The sequence below is a fragment of the Desulfovibrio sp. MES5 genome, assembly GCF_002237645.1.
GTDB lineage: Bacteria > Desulfobacterota > Desulfovibrionia > Desulfovibrionales > Desulfovibrionaceae > Desulfovibrio.
The window spans coordinates 1-19,023 of record NZ_MJUZ01000025.1 but is presented as its reverse complement, the minus strand read 5'-3'; the positions used below and the strand labels follow the sequence as shown (position 1 = coordinate 19,023).

Genomic DNA, 19,023 nt, shown 5'->3' with positions numbered 1-19,023 from the left:
CAACACAATCCACCGTGACCGTGCAGAATTTCAACGTCTGCGCGGCGCGGCCCATCGGGCGCGTGCGGGACAAGGCATCGTGGCGAGGCATTACGCCACAGCCGCAGTCCCTGCCCCTGCCGCAACTTGGCCTGCCTCTGCCCTGGCCTCGGCAAGCAGCGTGCGTTCTTACAGCACTTCGTAAATTCTGGCGAACACGTTGTCGTACACCAGCTTGAAATAGGGCGAAAAACGCGGGTTCTGCGGTTCGCCCATAAGCAACTGCACCATGAGCGAATTGTACAGCCCTTCGTCCATGGCCAGCTTTTCGTCTGTCACGCGGTTGAAGAAAAAGTTGATGTTGCGCCGCTTGGACAAAAATTCCTGCTGCTGTTGCGGCGTGGCATTGGGGTGCGCGTCAAACCACTCCTGAATATAGTTGTGCCGCGTGACGCCGGTTTCCTCAAACACGTTGATGGATGAGGCGTAGATGGCGCTGGTGCTGCCCTCAAGGCGCACCTCGCCCGTATCCAGCCTGTAGGCAAGCTCCTGCGGCACAATGGACAGCGCCCCGCCCTCGCCAGAGCGCGTGACAAAATTCCAGTTGCCGAAATTGCTTATCCAGAAGCCGAGCCGCAGCATTTCAAAACTCACCACCAGATAGAGCTTGCCCTTGGCCTCAATGAGCGGCGTTTCGTCAGAGCGCAGCTTGTCCATGAGGGCCTGGGCCGAGTTTCCGTCCAGCCCTTCAAAAACATTGCCTGCTTCATTGCCGCGCAAGGCCGTGTACCGGATAAGCTGGCGGGCAAAACGGGCGTTGTCGGTGGCGAAAACGGCGGCGGGCAGATACAGCGACGGCCCGGCGTGCTGCGCTCCGTCGGCAATGGTGGCTCGGCGTGAAAAATAATGGGCGGCGTAGCCCCAGTCCCACCACAGCCAGAGCATGGAGTCCGGGGGCGTCATCGTGCGCACCCGCGTCAGGGCTTCGGCGTGGCGGCGGTTGATCATGGGCCCCTGCGACATGGCGGGGATCATCTCCACAAAAGGAACAACCATCAGGGCCACCAGCACTGCGGAGGTCAGCAGCCCGGCCACGGATCCGCGCAGGTTGGTACGCAGGAGGCGCTGCCAGATCCAGTACAGGGGCAGGGCCAGCCCCAGGGCGACCACAGGCGCGCCGAACATGACCATGCGCCCGCCAAGCTTGGTGCTCAGAATCCCAAGAGCCGCCAGGGGCAGCAGAAAAAGCGCTCCAGGCCGACGCACTATCACCACAAAAAAGCCCAGAAGGCCAAGGATGGCCGCTTCCATCCAGGGGTGGAAATAGGGGAACAGGGCCGCGAAGCTCAGGTCCTGCACCTCGATGATGGACTGGTTCACCGAGGGATACACGAGCACCGCCCCTTCGCCCGTGCTTTTGACGTCGCCGGCGTGCTTCAGGTAGGCGTTGACGTGGTTCATGAGCGTGGCCAAAATTTCACCGCGCACCAGCAGGGCCGCCACGCCCACCCACAACAAGACCAGAACCCACGGGCGGCAGAGCATGCGCCGCGCCTTGAGGCCGGGCTTTGTGCCCGCCAGCAGAAGCAGCAGGCTGAATCCCAGGCCCACCGGGCCAGCCAGGGTCGGCAGGGCATACGCGAGGCTGCCCAGCAGCAGCAGCGCCCGCCGCCCTCGCGGAGCCATGATAAGGCTCATGAAGGCCAGCAGAAGCACGTTGTAGCGGATAAGATAGGGAAAAACCGAGTGCCATTCCTGCGTCCACCACGAAATGACGCCCGAACAGCCAAGCAGCACAACCCACTGCCAGCGCAGAGGATTGCCAAGGTGTTCGGCATGGCGCAGCCGCTCGACCAGCCCGTCTTCGGGCAGGCCCCGGCTGAACAGCCGCCGGGCCGTCATAATGCCTGATCCTATGGCCAGACGGCGCAAAACCATCTGCGGCAGCAACATATAGCGCATGGCCCAGCTTGCCGGGGCCAGCGTCATGAGCAGCGGAAAAAACAGGGTCACAAGGTCGGTGTCATAATACCCAAGCAGGGTTCGGGCCAGAAAGCCCGGCGCAAGCGATGTGAGCAGCCCGGCTGCTACGCCCGCCTCCATACTGCCCAAAGCCCATACCCAGGCATAGACAATAAGCGCCACAAAACTTGCCAGCACCGCCGGGAACCAGAAGGCCACTGCGGCGGGATACGTGCCCAGGGCATCGGCCATCAAACGCAGCATTTCCGCCATGGGGTGCCCCACAGCAAGACCAATGCCCTCGGCTCCGGCCACCCAGTGGTAAGCGTCGTGCGTGGCCAAAAGCCACTGACTCCCCAAACGGTATTCGGGGTTTTGCCAGCAGGGCCATTCCAGCATGCGCAGGCCAAAAGCCATTACAAGCGTCACAACACCCCAGAAAAATCCCCGCAGCCAGTACCCGGCCACATCCGGCCCTGGCGGAAAACCAAGATGCGCGGCGCGCGGCAGCGCCCAAGGATGCGTCACAGCGTGCGGATTTATGCGCGCTTCTCGCCCCGCAGGCCCGTTGGCGTTGCCCAGGATCCCGTCAGCGGCGCGCGGATTTTCAGGGGACTCCGGCATATGCCCGGCGCTGGCGGAAAGGCCGTGCGCCGCGCTTTCTGGCGAAAGTTCCGCCGAATGACTGTGTTCAGGGGCAGGGCTCTGCTGGGGCATGCTATGCTCCGTCTTCATTATGCTGACCGGCGCTGAATGTTTTACGGTCGCTTTCCGGCATATCGGGGGTGAGCGCCCAGAACCAGCGCCCGCTGCCCGCCACCTCGTAACTGCGCTGCCCGGCCAGACGCCAGGGGGCTGGCAGAACTTCCGGCGCGGGTTCCAGCGCCAGGATCACAAGGTGTCCTTCACGCTGCAACCTGGGCAAAGCCAGATCCAGAAGTTGCCGCCAGGGCATGAAGGCCCTGCTTACGATGCAATCCGCCTGATAATACTGGCCGTGAAAAAAATGCTCTACCGGACCGCGAAAAACATGCGTGTTGGGCAACTGGGTATGCGAAAGCACGCTGGAGAGAAAAAGCGCCCGTTTTTCCCGCACTTCAACCATATAATACGCGCCCCTGGTCCACAACATGCGCAGGGGTATGCCCGGCAGCCCCGCGCCAGCGCCAAGATCCCACGTCAGCGGAGCGGCGGGCACGGGCAGACTTTCCAGAAAGGACGCAAGATGAAAACTGTCCGCCACAAGACGGGTGAGCATATCCTGCCAGGAATGCGGGCCCACAAGATTCATGGCCTTGTTCCACTGACAGAGCATCTCAAGGTATACGCCCAGGGGCTCCAGGGCCTCCTGCGCCACGTCCGCGCCTGTGGCCGCCGCCAGCCGGGCCAGTTCCTTCCTGTCTACCGCTTGTCGCTGCATGGTCTTGCGCTGCTCCTGTACTGTTTGCCGTCCGGCATTTCACGATCATGCCGGTGCATACTCATAGCCCCGCCGACCGGGACTTGCAAGCCCCGCGCCGATAACGTAAAAAAGAGGGCTTGCGGTCACGCCGCGCCAATTTTGACCATATGCGGCCTGCCTGCCGCGCCCTTGGAGGATACGTTCCGATGACACAAGCCGTTCTGCTTTTTCCCGGTCAGGGATCACAGGAAGCGGGCATGGGCCGCGATCTGGCTGAAGCCTCAGCCGATGCCATGAACCTCTGGAAACTGGCCGAGCGGGCCAGCGGTCTGCCCCTGCGCGAAATTTACTGGGACGGCGACGACGCCGCCATGAATGACACGCGCGCCCTGCAACCGGCCCTTACCGTGGTGAACCTGAACCTCTGGAGCGCCGTGGCTGGCCGTGTGAAGCCTCTGGCCGCCGCAGGACACAGCCTTGGCGAATTCAGCGCCCTGGCCGCCGCAGGGGTGCTCTCGCCCCAAAGCGTGCTGGAACTGACCAGCCTGCGCGGCCGCCTTATGGCCGAAGCTGACCCTGAAGGCAAGGGGGCCATGGCCGCCCTGCTCAAACTGGATCTTGCCCAGGTGGAAAAAATTGTGGCCGACACCGCCGCCGAATGCGGCGAGATGATCCTTGTGGCCAACTACAACACGCCGGGACAGCTTGTGGTCAGCGGCACCAAGGCCGCCGTGGTCCTGGCCTGCCAGAAGGCCAAGGAAGCCAAGGGCCGTGGCATTGAACTCAAGGTCAGCGGGGCCTTTCACAGCCCTATGATGGCAGACGCCAGCAAGGAGATCGCCCCGCGGTTGCGCAAGGCCACCTGGAGCAGGCCCAAGTTCCCCATCTACTGCAATGCCCACGGCAAGGCCGTCCACGAGGGCGAAAGCGCGCTTGAAAGCCTGCTGGCCCAGATGACCTCATCCGTGCAGTGGATTGACACCATGCGCAATCAGTACGATGACGGCGCTCGCCGCTGGCTGGAACTGGGCCCCAAGGCCGTGCTTGGCAAGATGGTCGCTCCCTGCCTGGCCGACCGCGCCCAGGCGGATCAACTGACCGTGGAGCTTGTCAATAACGCCGAAAGCGCTGCGGCCCTGGCAGGCTAGAACGCTTTCCGTCTGAAGCTCCGCTGGCGGCTGCGAAAGCAGGCGACCGCCGTGAACGCGCAAGCGCTGCGTGACGGCGCGCGCCGGGCAAAGACATAACACTGGGCAACGGCATAAGCGCGGGCATCCGCGCGGTTGCTCGCCCAGGCGGGAACGCCTGAACCCTTGCGAAAATACATTTGCCAGAGTATGCGGCCCACAAGATAAAAACACTCCGGCCCCGCCGCCGGAGCCGACTGACGGACGCGGGCCGACTGCCCCGCCGCAGTGACGAACTGCACCAGAAGAACCTGTATACGTAAAGGATGCGAAAGCACTATGCGCGCCATTGAAACCCTGCGCACGGCCCTGGCGGCCATTATTGAAGAAGAGGGCCTTGCCTGGCCCGCCAAAACGGTTATTGAGCCGCCCCGCGACCCCCGCCACGGCGATCTTTCCGTCAATTCGGCCATGCTGCTGGCAAAGGAAGCAAAAACCAATCCCCGCGAGCTTGGGCAAAAATTCGTCCAGAAGCTTCAGGAGCGCTGCCCCGACGTGGAAAAGGTCGAAGTCGCCGGACCGGGTTTTTGCAATGTGACCTTCAGCCAGGCCTTCTGGCGTGAGACCGTCGCCGATATTGAAAGAGCGGGCCAGAGCTACGGCGAAAGCAAGGAACCCGGCCGCAGAGTGCTTCTGGAATATGTTTCGGCCAACCCCACCGGCCCGCTGCATGTGGGCCACGGGCGCGGGGCTGCCGTTGGCGACAGCCTGGCCCGCCTGCTGCGCAAGGCCGGACACCACGTTCATACGGAATACTACATCAATGACGCCGGTCGCCAGATGCGCCTGCTGGGCCTTTCCGTATGGCTGCGCGTGCTGGAACTGGCCGGGCGCACGGTGGAATGGCCCGAAGACTATTACAAGGGCGACTATATCATTGATATCGCTCGTGAAATGCTTGAAGCCAACCCCGGCCTGCCCGACATGCCCGCAGCCGAGGGCGAGGACATGTGCTACGACAAGGCCATGAACGACATCCTCAACGGCATCAAGGACGATTTGCGCGACTTCCGCGTGGAGCATTTGCGCTGGTTTTCGGAAAAAACCCTTGTGGAAGACGGCGCAGTGGATGCGGCCTTTGCGGCGCTGGGCAAATCGGGCTATACCTATGACAAGGACAATGCCTTCTGGTTTGCCACCGAGCAGCTCGGCGACGACAAGGACCGCGTGCTCAAAAAATCTGACGGCACGCTGACCTACTTTGCCTCCGACATTGCCTATCATCACGACAAGTTCGAGCGCGGGTTTGACTGGCTTATCGACATCTGGGGAGCTGACCACCACGGCTACATCCCCCGCATGCGCGCGGCCATCACCGCCATGGGCAAGGATCAGAGCAGTTTTGACGTGGTTCTCATCCAGCTTGTGAACCTGCTGCGCGAGGGTCAGCCCGTGAGCATGTCCACCAGGGCGGGAACCTTTGAAACCCTGTCCGACGTTATTAAGGAAGTGGGCACGGACGCGGCGCGCTTCATGTTTTTATCGCGCAAGAGCGACAGCCCGCTGGACTTTGACCTGGAGCTTGCCAAACAGCGCAGTATGGACAACCCTGTCTACTACGTGCAGTACGCCTATGCGCGCATCTGCGCTGTGCTGCGCCGGGCCGCCGAACGCGGCTTCGAGCTGCCTGAAAAAACGGACGCCGCCCTGCTGGCTCCGCTGGATACGCCCGAAGACATGGCCCTGCTGCGCAAGGTTGCCGGGTTTGAAGACATGCTGCAGTCAGCAGCGCAGTCCCTCGGCGTGCACCATGTGAGCCACTATCTGACGGATCTGGCCGGGCTGCTGCACAGCTACTACGCCAAGCATCAGGTGCTGCTGGCCGACGACGCCCCGCGCACCCTGGCCCGTCTGGCCCTGCTGCGGGCCGTTGGACAGGTCGTGCGCAACGGCCTGGACGTGCTCGGCGTCAGTGCGCCGGAAAGCATGTAGCACCGCAGGATTTGTTTGTGACGCCGGACGGGCGCGGTTCACCCTGCCCGTCCGGCGCATACGCCAGTAAGAACGCACACAAGGATCAGGAATGCCCCCACCGTTACGCAAACCCAGACAAAAAACCGCCGCGAGCCCCGCCGCAAGCGATAAAAAACGGCTCACCCTACGCCTCTCGGCGCCTATGGCCACTCTGCTGGGGCTTATACTCATGGCCGCCGTGGGCTGGTCTTTCTTTATGGGCTTTATGGTGGGAAGGGGGCAGAACCCGGAGCAGCGCGTTGAACAGATGACTGGCCTGCAACTGGACAAACAGGCCCAGCAAACGGCGCAAGGCGGCGCGGATGCTCCGAATACGCCGGTAGCGGCGACCGCCGCCGGGACGGAACCCGACGCCTCGACCCCCAAAGGGCAGGAAGCGCCCGCCCCTGACGGCGCTGCGGCAGGGCCGCAGGCGGCGGCTCCGGCTGCAGCCGCAGTTCCTCCAGCCGCCGAGGCTGGCAGCCCGGCCAACCCCTCGGCATATCCCTTTGATCGGCCCAGCGCCAACAGTCTTGCCGCCTGGCATGGCGGCAAACAGCCTCAGGGGGGAGCGCAAGCTGGCGCGCAACCAGGCGCACAGGCTGCAAAAACTCCTGCGACGCAAGCCCAGGCATCGGCTCAGGCCCAGAAAGCGGCGGCCCCGCAAGCGCCGCAGTACGACTTTGTTTTTCAGGTGGCAGCCTTCAAAAGCACGGACGACGCCGACAAGCTGCGCAAAAAGCTTGAAGAGCGCGGCATACGCACACGCCTGCAAAAAAGCGGCAAGGTTCAGCTGGTCATGGTCAACCTGCGCGGCACCGAGCTTGACGCAAACAATCTGCGCGAAGAGCTTGGCCGCTTGAAGCTCGGCGCGCCCATACAGACGTCCAAAAAGGCCGTGCCCGGCAAAAGCCGCGGCGCCAGCCGCTGAGTATTGCAACCTTTAGAGCAGTTTCTCTTTGAAATTGCTCTGACGGATGCGGGAGCAGACGCCCGCCGTGGAGGCGTAAGCGCAGTTTATCTGCGCGGTTAAACGCCGGAGCGGGCGTCTTGGAAGCATTGCTTCAGGCGTTGCGACGCAGGAAGCTACGGCTAAAGACAGCATGAGTAACTATACATTTTGCTCTGTGTAACCGCTGTCGCTATCCGCAGGCCCGCAGGAGCGGGCAACGGCTACCGCGAGAATAGATATTCTCAATGCGAAAATGCTCTAATAGGTTAGATGCCCTGACGCTGTGAACGCATGTTCGCACCGGCAATCCGCCCCAGAGCATTTAAGGAAGCACTGATTAAAGAGCCTCTTGGAAACGCGCAGTTCTTTCGTTTGGCAAGGCGCGATCTTTTTTTGAAGCAGGAGTGGACTCTTCCGTCCTCGACTGTTTCAAAAAAAGTGAAGCAACGCCGCCAAACGAAATAAATCAGCGTTTCCTTAACACTTGAAATGCCCGCACACGGCAGGCAAAAGCCCGCCTGCTCGCATTTCGTGGCAAGGATTTTCAGAAAAATCCTTGCAGAGCAGTCAACTCATTTCATTCGTAAGCTGCTCTAAGGAGTCCGCATGACACAATCCCTTACCATCACAGGCTTTTTACGCCTTATTGGCCGTCCTTGCCTGCGCGGCCTGGACGCTTTGGGCGGCACGGCCATCTTCATGTTCGAGGGGCTCGCCCAGATATTTGGCAGCAGAAAGATATTCCGGCGCACCTTGCAGCAGTTGTATATCATCGGCTCCAAATCCTTTTTTCTCATCATGCTCATCGGCATTTTTTGCGGCATGGTGCTGGGATTGCAAGGCTATTATACCCTGGTGCAGTTCGGGTCCGTGGGAATGCTCGGTTCCGCCGTGTCGCTGACGCTCATACGCGAGCTTGGCCCGGTGCTTACGGCCATCATGCTCACAGGCCGCGCGGGATCCTCAATGACGGCGGAAATAGGCGTCATGCGCATCACTGACCAGATCGACGCTCTGGACGTGATGGACATCAACTCAATGGGCTACCTTGTCAGCCCGCGCCTTGTGGCTTCGCTCATCAGCTTTCCCCTGCTTACGGCGGTTTTTGACGTCATCGGCATCATTGGCGGCTATCTCACGGGCGTGCTCATGCTTGGCATCAACCAGGGCGCCTACTTTTACCGCATCTCCAGTTCCGTAACCATGACGGACGTGTCCGGCGGGTTCATCAAAGCCATTGTGTTCGGGCTGCTGGTCTCCACCATCTGCTGCCGCCAGGGCTACTACACCAACATGCGCCGCGACAGCGTGGGCCCCGAAGCCGTGGGCAACGCCACAACCTCGGCCGTGGTCATATCCTGCGTGCTGATTTTGGCGGCGGACTACGTCATCACCTCGTTTTTGCTGTAATATGCCAATGTGCAACACCAAAGGAACCGTCACGGTTCTGGGCATCGACCCCGGTTCGCAACGCACGGGCTGGGGCGTGGTGCGCGAGACTTCTGGCGTGTTACAGCTGGTGGACTGCGGCGTGGTGCGCACAGCCTCGGCGGGCAAGGAATTTTCTGACCGTCTGGCGCGCATCTATCATGAGCTTTTAGCCATTGTGGCCCGCCTCAAACCCGACGAAGCCGCCATTGAGCAGGTTTTTACCGCCAAGAACGCGGCCAGCGCCCTCAAACTTGGGCAGGCAAGGGGCGTGGCCGTGGCCGCCTGCGCCGCCCACGGTCTTGTCATACGCGACTATGAACCAACGCTCGTAAAAAAATCCCTTGTGGGCACGGGCCGCGCCGAAAAAGAACAGGTGTCCTTTATGGTGCAGCGCCTGCTCAACGTCAAAAACGCCGACTGGGCGCTGGATACCTCCGATGCTCTGGCCGTGGCCATCTGTCATTTGACCATGCGGAGGTTTGCTGCCCTAGCGGGGAAATAGCTGTTTCTTCGATTTGGGATGCCTGCGCGGCGAGCGGCAGATGGGTGGATATGCGCGGCGGGAGACCTGAAGACAAGAAAGCAGGGCTTGTCCTTTGAGAGTGAGCTTCTGTGCCCTGCGGGCACGGGGGCTTTTTTTTGTTTGTTTTGGCCCCCTGCGCGGCGGGCGGCAGATACTTCCGGTGGAGGAAGATCGGGCCTGTCCTTTGCGAGTAAGCTATTGTGCCCTGCGGGCACGTGGGTTTTCACTTTCTTTCATTTGGGCCGCCTGCGCGGCGGGCGGCAAGGCGGGGCCGGTTATGGGGCTGCGCCCCCTTCTCGGCCCTCGTGGAATGGTGGGATATGGAAGGTCATTGAAGGCTAGTCCGTGGGAGTGGAAATATACGACAAGCCCAGCGGGGTCGTCCGGGGGGAGTGCAGAGGGGGCCTCGGAGGGGCGGCAGCCCCTAACAGGCCCCCATCTGCCGCCCGCCGCGCAGGCGGCCCAAACTAAATAAATGAAAAGCCCCCGTGCCCGCAGGGCACAGAACCCGCCTCTCAACGAACAAGCCTTACTTTGCTTTCTTCAGAGCGCCAGCCCGCAGGACACAGAAACTCCCACTCAAAGGACAAGCCCTGCTTTTTTTGCTTTGAAACGCTTACGCGAAGAATTCTCGCCCGCCCCCGCAACCGCCTAAAATAAAAAGCTCACGTACCTGCAAGGCACAAAAAAAGGGCCTTGCGGCCCTTTAACATATGCGCCAAAGCGCGAACCATCACTGCGCAGCAGCACTACTCAACGATCACGGCCTTCTTGATGATGACGTTTTCCATCGGCACGTCATCATAGTAGCCCTTTTTGCCAGTGGTGACGGCGGCAATTTTGTCCACCACTTCCTGGCCCTTGACCACCTTGCCAAAGACCGCATAGCCCCAGCCCTGAGGAGTCTGGCTCTTGAAGTCCAGAAAATCGTTGTCCTTGGTATTGATGAAGAACTGGGCGGTTGCCGAGTGCGGTTCGCCGGTGCGGGCCATGGCAATGGTGTACTTTTTGTTCTTGAGGCCGTTATCCGCTTCGTTGCGGATGGCGGCGCGGGTTTCCTTCTGCTTCAGGTCAGAGGTGAAACCGCCGCCCTGGACCATAAAATTCTTGATGACCCGATGAAAAATGGTGCCGTCATAAAAGCCCGATTTGACGTACTGCACAAAGTTGGCGGTGCTGATGGGAGCTTTGCGGGCGTCCAGGCGCACGATGATGTCGCCATAGTTGGTCTCAAGCTTCACAGCCGGATCGGGAGTGGCGGCATGGGCGGAAGAAAGCCCAAGCCCCACGGCCATGAGCGGGGCCGCCATCAGGCAGAGAGACAAAGCCAGGGCGCGAAACATGACGCCGGAACGAAAAAATTTCATATGTAACTCCTTACGTTGCTGCGGTATGATGAAGGCCGGACGTCCGCCCGACCGCTCCGCAACGCTACCACGGCAGCCCGCGCCCATCAAGTTGCTGTCAGATAACGGTTGCACGCCGTTTTGCCGACATATGACACACAAATGTCACATCCCGTCCCGTGCGGCATCCTGCGCTGACATTGGGACAATGTGAAGAGCCCGCATCCCGGATTACTGGCGTTTTGCGCGGGGCGGGACTTGCTAAACCGGGCTTGTGTCATATAGTATATGAAAGAAGACAGGAGATACGGCTTGTCCGGCATGCATAAGGACACCATCCTTGCGGCAGTGCCGTGCGGCAGTCCGTGTAGGAATGCCGGGGCCGGTCAGGCTTCAACAGTTTTTCGGAGGATATAATGTCGAATTCTCGCAGTGTCGCGCAAAGCGGCGTCAGTAGCGTTGCTTCCATTTACATGCGTCAGGTCTACCAGTGGATGACCGTGGGCCTTGGCGTCACCACCCTTGTGGCCTGGTTTGTTGCAAGCACGCCCGCCGTGCAGCAGGTCATTTTTGGCAATTCGCTGATCATGATCGCCCTTATCGTGGCCCAGTTCGGCCTGGTCATCGCCATTTCAGCCGCTGTGCACAAAATGTCCGGCAGCACGGCCACTGGCCTGTTTCTGCTGTATTCGGCGCTGACAGGGGCTACGCTGTCGTCCATTTTTGTGATCTACCCCATCGCGTCCATCACCAACGCCTTTCTGGTCACCACAGGCACCTTCCTGGCCATGACCGTCTACGGCACAGTGACCAAACGCGATCTGACCGCCATGGGCAGCTTCCTGTTCATGGGCCTCATCGGCATTGTCATCGCCATGGTCGTCAATATCTTCCTGAAGAGCGCCATGATGGACTTTGTGGTGAGCTGCCTTGGCGTACTTATTTTTACGGGCCTCACCGCCTATGACACGCAAAAGCTGCGCCGGTTCGGTGAAAGCGCCCCTCTGGACGATGCTACGGCCGTGCGCCGTGGCGCCATCCTTGGCGCGCTGACCCTGTATCTGGACTTTATCAATCTTTTCCTCATGCTGCTGCGCCTTTTCGGCGGCAACCGCAACTGATAGCCGCGCCTTGGGCACAGCCTGAGAGCAAGCACGCAGTGAGGGGCGAAAGGTCTGGCCTTTTGCCCCTTTTTCGTGCCTTGCAGAGTGAATGAACTTTATGAAAAAACAAAAAAATCTTCGCGGCGGCACTGGTGCTTCCGCGACTACTGGCAGCGTTCCTTCTCATGAAGAGCTGCTGCAAACGCTTGCCGCCCAGAACCGCCCCATGCGCCTGGACGGCCTTTTACGCATTCTGGGGCTTGCCCGTCGCGACAGAAAAGAACTGGAAGCCGCACTTGAAGACCTTGAACAGCAGGGCCGTACGCTGCGGCTGCGCGGGGGGTTGTGGATACGCCCCGAAAGCCTGAAAACCATTACCGGGCGCTTCAGCGCCCTGCGCGAAGGCGCGGGCTTTGTAACGCCCATGCGCCCTGCCGATGATGACGACCTGGGCGACGCGCGCTGGCAGTTTGCCGGAGACAAGGACATTTACATCCCCGCTGCCCAGAACGGCGGCGCATGGCACAAGGATATGGTGCGCGTGGCCCTTGCGCCCGGCGCGCCGCGCGGGCCTTCGGCTGAAGGGCGCGTCATTGAAGTGCTTGAACGCGGCCTCAAAGAAGTGCCCGCGCACGTGGTCAGTCGTCACGGCAACAGCATCTTCTGCCGCCCGGCAGACAGCCGCCTGCCCGCCGACTTCAATGTGGAGCTGCCCGAAGGCACGCCAGCCCCGGCTCAGGGAACGCTTGTGCTGCTGGCCCCCATCAAAGCCCTGGCCTCTGATCTCTGGAGCGCCCGCCTTTTGGGCGACTACGGGCGCGAAGACGACGTGGCCGTGCAGGAGGAGCTGGTCAAGCTCAATCACGAAGTGCCCCGCGACTTTCCCGCTGGAGTCCTGGCCGAGGCCCAGGCCCTGCCCGGCGAGCCGGAAGAAACCGACTTCAAGGGCCGACAGGACGTGCGCCATCTCGCGCTGGTGACCATTGACGGCGCTGACGCAAGAGACTTTGACGACGCCATCCACGTGGGGGAGCAGCCCGGAGGCAAGGGCTGGATTCTGCGCGTCGCCATTGCCGACGTGAGCCATTATGTGCGCCCGCGCGGGCGCGGCTGCCCCGGCGCGCTTGACGCCGAAGCCCTTTCGCGCGGCAATTCCTGGTATTTCCCCCGTTCCGTGGAACCCATGCTGCCCGAGATTCTGTCCAACGGCCTGTGCAGCCTGCGCCCCAACGTGAACAGGCTGGCCATGCTGGCAGAAATTCCCTTTACCGCCAAGGGCCAGCCAGGCAAGCCGCGTTTTTCGCAGGCTGTCATGCGCTCGGCGGCGCGCCTGACCTATGATCAGGTCAAGGCCTGCCTGCTGGACAAGGACGCCGCCGCCCTTGCTGACCTCAAGGCGCAGGAACGCGGCGAAGAAGTGCTGGCCATGCTGGACAAGGCCTTCGCGCTTTACGCCGTATTGCGTGACGTGCGCCGTGAGCGCGGCACGCTGGACTTTGATCTGCCCGAAGCGGAATGCCGCCTGGACGACCTTGGCCGCGTGGCCTGGCTTGGGCACCGCCTGCGGCACGATGCCCACCGCCTCATTGAAGAATTCATGATCGCGGCCAACGAGGCCGTGGCCCGCCACCTGCGTGATGCGGACATTCCCTTTCTCTACCGCATACACCCCGAACCGGACCCCGAAAGGCTTGAAAGCCTTTTTGACACGCTGGAAGCCACAGGTTTTGAAAACCTGCCGCCCCGGCCCACGGCGGCCTCCATGCAGGGCGTACTGGCCGCTGTTCAAGGCACGCCGCAGGAATTCCTGGTCAACCGCCTCTGCCTGCGGGCCATGCCCCAGGCGCGCTACATGCCCGTTAACGAGGGGCACTTCGGACTGGCATCCGTGGCCTACTGCCACTTTACCTCGCCCATCCGCCGCTATGCCGACCTGCTGACCCACAGGGCGCTCAAAACGTCGCTGGGGCTGGATGCCGGGCCTGTGCCCGCCGGTCAGAAGCTTTTGCGCATCGCCGACCAACTGAACAGACGCGAACGGGCGGCCATGGCCTGCGAACGCGAGATGGACCGCCGCCTTGGCTGCCTTGCCCTGCTGCCCCGCGTGGGCGAGCATTTCAGCGGCATTGTGGCGGGCGTAACGGACTTTGGCGTCTTTGTGGAACTGACCGAAATGCCTGTGGAAGGCATGATTCGCGTGGAAGACCTGGGCGACGACTGGTACGACTTTGACGCCCGCACAATGAGCCTTGTGGGCCAGCATTCCGGCATCATCTGGCACATGGGCCAGAAGCTGGACGCGGCCCTGGCCGAAGTGAATCTGGGCCGCCTTGAAATCCGCCTTATGCCGCTGGAACTGCCCAAGGGCATGGGCAGCCGGGGCGCGCGAAACGCACGTGGCAAAGGCGTGCGCGGCAAGGGTGCAGCAGCAGGCCGCGCTGCCGGGGGCCGCAAGGGTTCATCCTCCGGCTGGAAGCTGGTTTCGCCCGGCGACGGCGATGGCCGCTCAAAAAACGGAACGCCGGGCAAGCCCTCCAGAAACGGCAAAAAGAACGGCGCGGGCAAACCCGCCCAGCCCGGCAAACCGTCGGCCCGTAAAGGCAACGGCCAAGGCGGCAAGAGCGGCAAGGGCGGTACGGCCGCGCCCGCAAAATCCGGCAGGCCCGGCAAAAAGACTGCAGGAAAACGCGGCTGATGGGCCTTCTGTCCTCCAGACAGCATATGGGTGCGGCGGCCCTTATTCTGGCCGCCAGCACCATTATTTCGCGCCTCATGGGCCTTGTGCGCGACAAGGTCATCTCGTGGCAGTTCGGGGCCGGGGGCGAGGCGGACATGTACTTCGCCGCCTTTGTGGTGCCGGACATCATCAATTACATGCTGGCTGGCGGCTTTATGTCCATCACCATCATCCCCCTGCTGTCGCGCCGCTTTCAGGAGGATGAGGAAGACGCCTGGAAATTTTTTTCCTGCGTGTTCTGCTGGATGGGCACAGCCTCCCTGGCCCTTACCATTGCGGGCATGCTGGCCGCCGAACCCCTGGCCCGTCTGATAGCCCCCGGCTTTACGCCGGAGCAGTGGCTGCGGCTGGCCTTTTTCATGCGTATCGTGCTGCCCGCGCAGGTTTTCTTTCTCTGCGGGGCCTGCATAACGGCCCTGCTTTTTATGCGGCGGCAGTTCCGCGTGCCCGCGCTGGCTCCCATCATCTACAACGGCGGCATCATCCTTGGCGGCCTGACCCTGCCCTGGCTGGCCGGGCTGCCCCTGGTGCAGAACGCACTGCCCGCCTCCATACTCAAACACCTTGAAGGCATGACGGGCTACTGCGCCGGCGTGACCTTCGGGGCCGCCGTCGGCACCTTCATTCTGCCCCTCATGGTTGCCCTGCAGGACGGTATGCGCCTGCGGGCCGTGTGGCGACATCCCCTCATGGGCAAATTTCTTGTCACCGCCCTGCCCCTCATGCTGGGACAGACCATCATGATGCTGGACGAACAGTTTTTGCGCGTTTTCGGCTCGCTGGTGGGCGACGGAGCCGTAAGCCTGCTCAACTACGCGCGGCGCATCACGCAGGTGCCTGTGGGCCTTATGGGGCAGGCCGCCGCCGTGGCGTCGTATCCCTTTCTGGTCAAGCTGCTTACTGATGGCGACAGGGAGGGCTTTGACCGCACCCTGCGCACGGCCTTGCGGGCCAGTCTGGGGCTTATCATCCCCTGCGCTCTGGCCATGACGGCCTGCGCCGGGCCTATTTTGGGCGTCATTTTTCAGGGCGGGCGCTTTGGCCCCGCCGAAACCCTTGCCGCCACCCCGCTCACGCAAATCATGCTGGCCGCCACGCCGTTCTGGATCATCTACATGGTGCTGGTACGGGCCTATTACGCTCACGGCGACACCATAACCCCGGCTGTCACCGGCACAATCATGACAGTAGTTTGCCTGCCCATTTACTATTATTGGGCTGTGCCGCACGGGGCATGGGCCATTGCCGCCCTTTCCGGCCTGAGCGTGAGTCTTTACGTGCTGTGGCTCATGGCGCTGTGGGCCAGACGGCAGGGTCAAGGCGCGTTTGCCGGCCTGTGCGGTCTTGCGTTACGCGCCACAGGCTGCTCCCTGCCCGGCGCTGCCGCCGCGTGGTGGCTGAGCGCCTATACCCTCAGCCGCGCGGCTGATCTTGGCCTGCATGCCCTGTGGGCGGCCCTGCTGGCTCTTGCCCTGGGCGGCTGCGCCTTTTTGCTGCTTTTTTTGCCCTTGTGCCTGTGGCTGGCCCCGTCCATTATGGAGCCGGTATTGCGAAAATTACGGCGAACATAAGTCTGCTCAAGAGGATGCGCGCATGATCGTTGAGCGTATTGAGTCTGTGGTAAATACCACAACCAGGTTCGTAGTAGACTTCTGGGTGCGGCACTGGCCGTTATTGCTGCTCATCCTGTGCGCTGTCCTGGATTTCCTGGACACGAATGACAGCATAAGCAGGCTTGTTTTCGCCGCGAGTTTTGTGGGTACAGTTGCTTGTCTGAAGGCATTTCACCTTGAACGTTGCTTCTGGGTATACGTGCTGGCGTTTATGGGCCTTCCCTTTGTAGCCTTTGATCCAGTAGATATGCACGAAATACAAAAATTTCTGCATCTTGAAGCGTTAGACTACAGTGCTATATGGCGACTTACAGAAGCAGTGCAATGGACAGGAGTTATTATAGCACTGTCAGCCGGGCTTTATTTTTTGCGGTTCCGGCATAGGGTCAATCCCGTAGCTATTATTAAAATACCTCTGACCGTCTTTTGTATGTACGCTTTCTTGCAACCGTTTTTCATGCTTCTCTGGGGAGGCATGGCGCTGACCATACAGGGCATTCTAGGCATGCCCGAGTGAAAAGTATCATTCGTGTCAGTAATTGACTCCAGCCTTTTGGGAATCATCTACAAAACGAACCCACAACGAGACATACTTGCTCAAAAGGGTGCGCACATGATCGTTGAACGTATTGAGTATGTGGTAAATACCACAACCAGGTTCGTAGTAGATTTATGGGTGCGGCACTGGCCGTTATTGCTGCTCATCCTGTGCGCTGTTCTGGATTTCCTGGGCGCGGATGACATCATAAGCAGGCTTGTTTTCGCCGCGAGTTTTGTGGGTACAGTTGCTTGCCTGAAGGCGTTTCACCTTGAACGCTGCTTCTGGATATACGGACTGGCATTTATGGGCCTTCCCTTTGTAGCCTTTGATCCAGTCAATATGCACGAAATACAGAAATCTCTGCATCTGGAAGCGTTAGACTACAATATTATATGGCGACTTACAGAAGCAGTGCAATGGACGGGAGTCATTATAGCACTGTCAGTCGGGCTTTATTTTTTGCGGTTCCGGCATCGGGTCAGCCCCTTAGTTCTTATTAAAATACCTCTGACAATTTTCTTTATCTAACTGTTTCTTCAACCATTTTTTATATTTCTCTGGGTATACATGGTACTGACCATTCAAGGCCTTCTCGGCATACACGAGTGAAAAGTATCCTTCGTGTCAGTAATTGACTCCAGCCTTTTGGGGATCACCGGCAATACGAACCCGCGATGAGACATACTTGCTCAAAAGGATACACGCATGATCGTTGAACGTATTGAGTATGTGGTAAATACCACGACCAGGTTCGTAGTAGATTTATGGGTGCGGCAGTGGCCGTTATTGCTACTCACACTATGGGCTGCACTGAATTTATGGATAGCTGTGAACCTCACCAGCACGGTTGTTGTCGTCACCAATGTTGCTGTTGCTGTCACGAGTTTTGCGGGCACAGTCGCTTGTCTGAAAGTATTTCGGCTGGAACGCTGTTTCTGGATATATCTAACTTCTTTTATTGGTTTTTTATGTATACATATGGGCGGTGAAGAGGTTGCAGCATTGCAGCACAGGCTTCACCTGGAAGGATTGGATGAATATGTCGTGTGGCGAATAGCAGAAGCTGTTCAGTGGACAGGGATAATTGCACTATTGTCTTCAGGAATTTACTTTTTGCGCTTTCGGCATAGGATCAGTCCCACAATTCTTATTAAAATACCTCTGACCGTCTTTTGCATGTACGTATTCTTACAACCGGTGTTCATGCTTATATGGGCTATTTTGATGATGTATACATATGGCATTCTTGGTATACCCGAGTGAAAAATATCATTCGTGTCAGTAATTGACTCCAGCCTTTTGGGAATCACCGGCAATACGAACCCGCGATGAGACATACTTGCTCAAAAGGATACACGCATGATCGTTGAACGTATTGAGTATGTGGTAAATACTACAACCAGATTCATAGTAGACTTATGGGTGCGGCAGTGGCCATTATTGCTGCTTACGCTATGGGCTGTGCAGGACGTACGATTATCTTTGGAACTCACCGATACGACTGATGTTGTCACCAATATTGCTGTTGCTATCACGAGTTTTGCGGGCACGGTTGCTTGTCTGAAAATATTTCGGTTCGAGCGTAGCTTCTGGATGTATGCGCAGGTTTTTGTAGGTGTTGGCGCTACTTTCTTCTTCACTAATGTTGAACTAACGCAACTGACGAGCGTCTTGCACCAGGACTCCTTTGACGAAATTGGGGTATACAGAATAGTAGAAGCCGCACTGTGGACAGGGGTAGTTGCATTGCTGTCAGCAGGGCTGTATTTTTTACGCTTTCGCCATAGGGTCAGCCCTTCAATTCTTATTAAAATACCCCTGACCACTTTTGTCATGTGCCTGTTCTTACAGCCAATTTCCATGTTTATATGGTTTGATCTCGTGATGCTTGCATGTGGCATTATGGGCATACGCTTATGAGAAACATCCACAGCATTGCGGTGCGCCTTTGAAATCCTGATTGCCCTGCGACCACCGCCACTTCCTTCAATATCCCCGCGTACAAAGTAAAAACCCCCGTCAGGGGGTTTTTACTTTGCGCCTTAGCTGAAGCCACGCACGTTACGGCGTTTTCGCATACTCGATGGGCTGTTGCGCGCAGCCTTAACATACTAGGGCAGTTTTCATTCAGCCGAAAAATGCGATTTTGGCCGAATCCACGCCACGTTGTTGCGCGCTGCACTTCGTGCAGCGTTAGAGCATTACACTTTTTCAAAGTTAAAATACTCCGACCCACAATAAGAGTTTTAGGGGGAGGGGGTGTGGGGGAGGGACCCTTTTGCAAAAGGGTCCCT

Annotated in this window: 16 protein-coding genes; 12 read left to right on the top strand and 4 right to left on the bottom strand. The window is 59.4% G+C overall.

Translation table 11 applies throughout. The features are described from left to right. Positions 1–168: 168 nt before the first annotated feature. Positions 169–2,658, bottom strand: coding sequence for an STT3 domain-containing protein (locus tag BCS36_RS08250; protein ID WP_291302428.1), 2,490 nt, complete (start codon positions 2,656–2,658; stop codon positions 169–171). Between the two features lies 1 nt (position 2,659). Continuing rightward, entirely contained in the window at positions 2,660–3,361 is a 702-nt protein-coding gene (locus BCS36_RS08245; RefSeq protein ID WP_291302427.1) for an RsmG family class I SAM-dependent methyltransferase, read from the bottom strand. A 188-nt stretch (positions 3,362–3,549) separates the two neighbouring features. Between BCS36_RS08245 and BCS36_RS08240 the strand changes: the two genes are divergently transcribed. Continuing rightward, complete coding sequence (locus tag BCS36_RS08240; protein ID WP_291302426.1) at positions 3,550–4,491, top strand: ACP S-malonyltransferase; 942 nt, start codon at positions 3,550–3,552, stop codon at positions 4,489–4,491. On the opposite strand, the gene BCS36_RS08235 is transcribed toward BCS36_RS08240, so the two are convergent. Beyond that, positions 4,488–4,820: a hypothetical protein gene (locus BCS36_RS08235; RefSeq protein WP_291302425.1), complete on the bottom strand. Its 333-nt coding sequence runs from the start codon at positions 4,818–4,820 to the stop codon at positions 4,488–4,490. The genes BCS36_RS08240 and BCS36_RS08235 overlap by 4 nt on opposite strands. Between BCS36_RS08235 and argS the strand changes: the two genes are divergently transcribed. The 4 genes from argS to ruvC all read left to right on the top strand — a co-directional run bounded on the left by argS (position 4,810) and on the right by ruvC (position 9,368). Beyond that, a complete protein-coding gene (argS, locus tag BCS36_RS08230) occupies positions 4,810–6,462 on the top strand; it encodes an arginine--tRNA ligase (protein WP_291302424.1) in 1,653 nt (550 codons plus the stop codon). The two genes, BCS36_RS08235 and argS, sit on opposite strands and share 11 nt — an antisense overlap. A gap of 184 nt (positions 6,463–6,646) precedes the next feature. Then, entirely contained in the window at positions 6,647–7,414 is a 768-nt protein-coding gene (locus tag BCS36_RS08225) for an SPOR domain-containing protein (RefSeq protein ID WP_291302423.1), read from the top strand. Positions 7,415–8,041: 627 nt separating this feature from the next. Further along, positions 8,042–8,845 carry an ABC transporter permease gene (locus BCS36_RS08220; RefSeq protein WP_291302422.1) on the top strand — a complete coding sequence of 268 codons (804 nt, stop codon included), beginning with the start codon at positions 8,042–8,044 and terminating at the stop codon, positions 8,843–8,845. Between the two features lie 7 nt (positions 8,846–8,852). Beyond that, positions 8,853–9,368, top strand: coding sequence for a crossover junction endodeoxyribonuclease RuvC (gene ruvC, locus BCS36_RS08215; protein WP_291302421.1), 516 nt, complete (start codon positions 8,853–8,855; stop codon positions 9,366–9,368). A gap of 770 nt (positions 9,369–10,138) precedes the next feature. Here ruvC and BCS36_RS08210 read toward each other — a convergent pair. Then, positions 10,139–10,756: a peptidylprolyl isomerase gene (locus tag BCS36_RS08210; RefSeq protein WP_291302420.1), complete on the bottom strand. Its 618-nt coding sequence runs from the start codon at positions 10,754–10,756 to the stop codon at positions 10,139–10,141. A 395-nt stretch (positions 10,757–11,151) separates the two neighbouring features. On the opposite strand from BCS36_RS08210, the gene BCS36_RS08205 reads away from it, so the two are divergent. The 7 genes from BCS36_RS08205 to BCS36_RS08175 all read left to right on the top strand — a co-directional run bounded on the left by BCS36_RS08205 (position 11,152) and on the right by BCS36_RS08175 (position 18,649). Further along, positions 11,152–11,856, top strand: coding sequence for a Bax inhibitor-1/YccA family protein (locus tag BCS36_RS08205; RefSeq protein WP_291302419.1), 705 nt, complete (start codon positions 11,152–11,154; stop codon positions 11,854–11,856). A gap of 100 nt (positions 11,857–11,956) precedes the next feature. Continuing rightward, positions 11,957–14,533 (top strand): ribonuclease R, encoded by a 2,577-nt coding sequence (rnr, locus tag BCS36_RS08200; protein WP_291302418.1) that lies wholly within the window; start codon positions 11,957–11,959, stop codon positions 14,531–14,533. Then, complete coding sequence (gene murJ, locus BCS36_RS08195; RefSeq protein ID WP_291302417.1) at positions 14,533–16,146, top strand: murein biosynthesis integral membrane protein MurJ; 1,614 nt, start codon at positions 14,533–14,535, stop codon at positions 16,144–16,146. Before rnr ends, murJ begins: the two co-directional genes overlap by 1 nt. Before the next feature lie 22 nt (positions 16,147–16,168). Continuing rightward, positions 16,169–16,705 carry a hypothetical protein gene (locus tag BCS36_RS08190; protein ID WP_291302416.1) on the top strand — a complete coding sequence of 179 codons (537 nt, stop codon included), beginning with the start codon at positions 16,169–16,171 and terminating at the stop codon, positions 16,703–16,705. Between the two features lie 96 nt (positions 16,706–16,801). Then, positions 16,802–17,257: a hypothetical protein gene (locus BCS36_RS08185; RefSeq protein ID WP_291302415.1), complete on the top strand. Its 456-nt coding sequence runs from the start codon at positions 16,802–16,804 to the stop codon at positions 17,255–17,257. A gap of 177 nt (positions 17,258–17,434) precedes the next feature. Beyond that, on the top strand, positions 17,435–17,992 hold the full coding sequence (locus BCS36_RS08180) for a hypothetical protein (RefSeq protein WP_291302414.1): 558 nt from the start codon (positions 17,435–17,437) through the stop codon (positions 17,990–17,992). A gap of 96 nt (positions 17,993–18,088) precedes the next feature. Then, positions 18,089–18,649, top strand: coding sequence for a hypothetical protein (locus BCS36_RS08175; protein ID WP_291302413.1), 561 nt, complete (start codon positions 18,089–18,091; stop codon positions 18,647–18,649). Positions 18,650–19,023 lie beyond the last annotated feature (374 nt).

Bases quoted from the DNA above. Each gene is read 5' to 3' on its own strand.
- ruvC (WP_291302421.1), top strand. From the start codon at position 8,853: ATGTGCAACACCAAAGGAACCGTCACGGTTCTGGGCATCGACCCCGGT.
- BCS36_RS08210 (WP_291302420.1), bottom strand. From the start codon at position 10,756: ATGAAATTTTTTCGTTCCGGCGTCATGTTTCGCGCCCTGGCTTTGTCT.
- BCS36_RS08175 (WP_291302413.1), top strand. From the start codon at position 18,089: ATGATCGTTGAACGTATTGAGTATGTGGTAAATACTACAACCAGATTC.
- argS (WP_291302424.1), top strand. From the start codon at position 4,810: ATGCGCGCCATTGAAACCCTGCGCACGGCCCTGGCGGCCATTATTGAA.
- BCS36_RS08180 (WP_291302414.1), top strand. From the start codon at position 17,435: ATGATCGTTGAACGTATTGAGTATGTGGTAAATACCACGACCAGGTTC.
- BCS36_RS08245 (WP_291302427.1), bottom strand. From the start codon at position 3,361: ATGCAGCGACAAGCGGTAGACAGGAAGGAACTGGCCCGGCTGGCGGCG.
- BCS36_RS08190 (WP_291302416.1), top strand. From the start codon at position 16,169: ATGATCGTTGAGCGTATTGAGTCTGTGGTAAATACCACAACCAGGTTC.
- BCS36_RS08235 (WP_291302425.1), bottom strand. From the start codon at position 4,820: ATGGCGCGCATAGTGCTTTCGCATCCTTTACGTATACAGGTTCTTCTG.
- BCS36_RS08250 (WP_291302428.1), bottom strand. From the start codon at position 2,658: ATGCCCCAGCAGAGCCCTGCCCCTGAACACAGTCATTCGGCGGAACTT.
- murJ (WP_291302417.1), top strand. From the start codon at position 14,533: ATGGGCCTTCTGTCCTCCAGACAGCATATGGGTGCGGCGGCCCTTATT.
- rnr (WP_291302418.1), top strand. From the start codon at position 11,957: ATGAAAAAACAAAAAAATCTTCGCGGCGGCACTGGTGCTTCCGCGACT.
- BCS36_RS08185 (WP_291302415.1), top strand. From the start codon at position 16,802: ATGATCGTTGAACGTATTGAGTATGTGGTAAATACCACAACCAGGTTC.
- BCS36_RS08205 (WP_291302419.1), top strand. From the start codon at position 11,152: ATGTCGAATTCTCGCAGTGTCGCGCAAAGCGGCGTCAGTAGCGTTGCT.
- BCS36_RS08240 (WP_291302426.1), top strand. From the start codon at position 3,550: ATGACACAAGCCGTTCTGCTTTTTCCCGGTCAGGGATCACAGGAAGCG.
- BCS36_RS08220 (WP_291302422.1), top strand. From the start codon at position 8,042: ATGACACAATCCCTTACCATCACAGGCTTTTTACGCCTTATTGGCCGT.
- BCS36_RS08225 (WP_291302423.1), top strand. From the start codon at position 6,647: ATGGCCACTCTGCTGGGGCTTATACTCATGGCCGCCGTGGGCTGGTCT.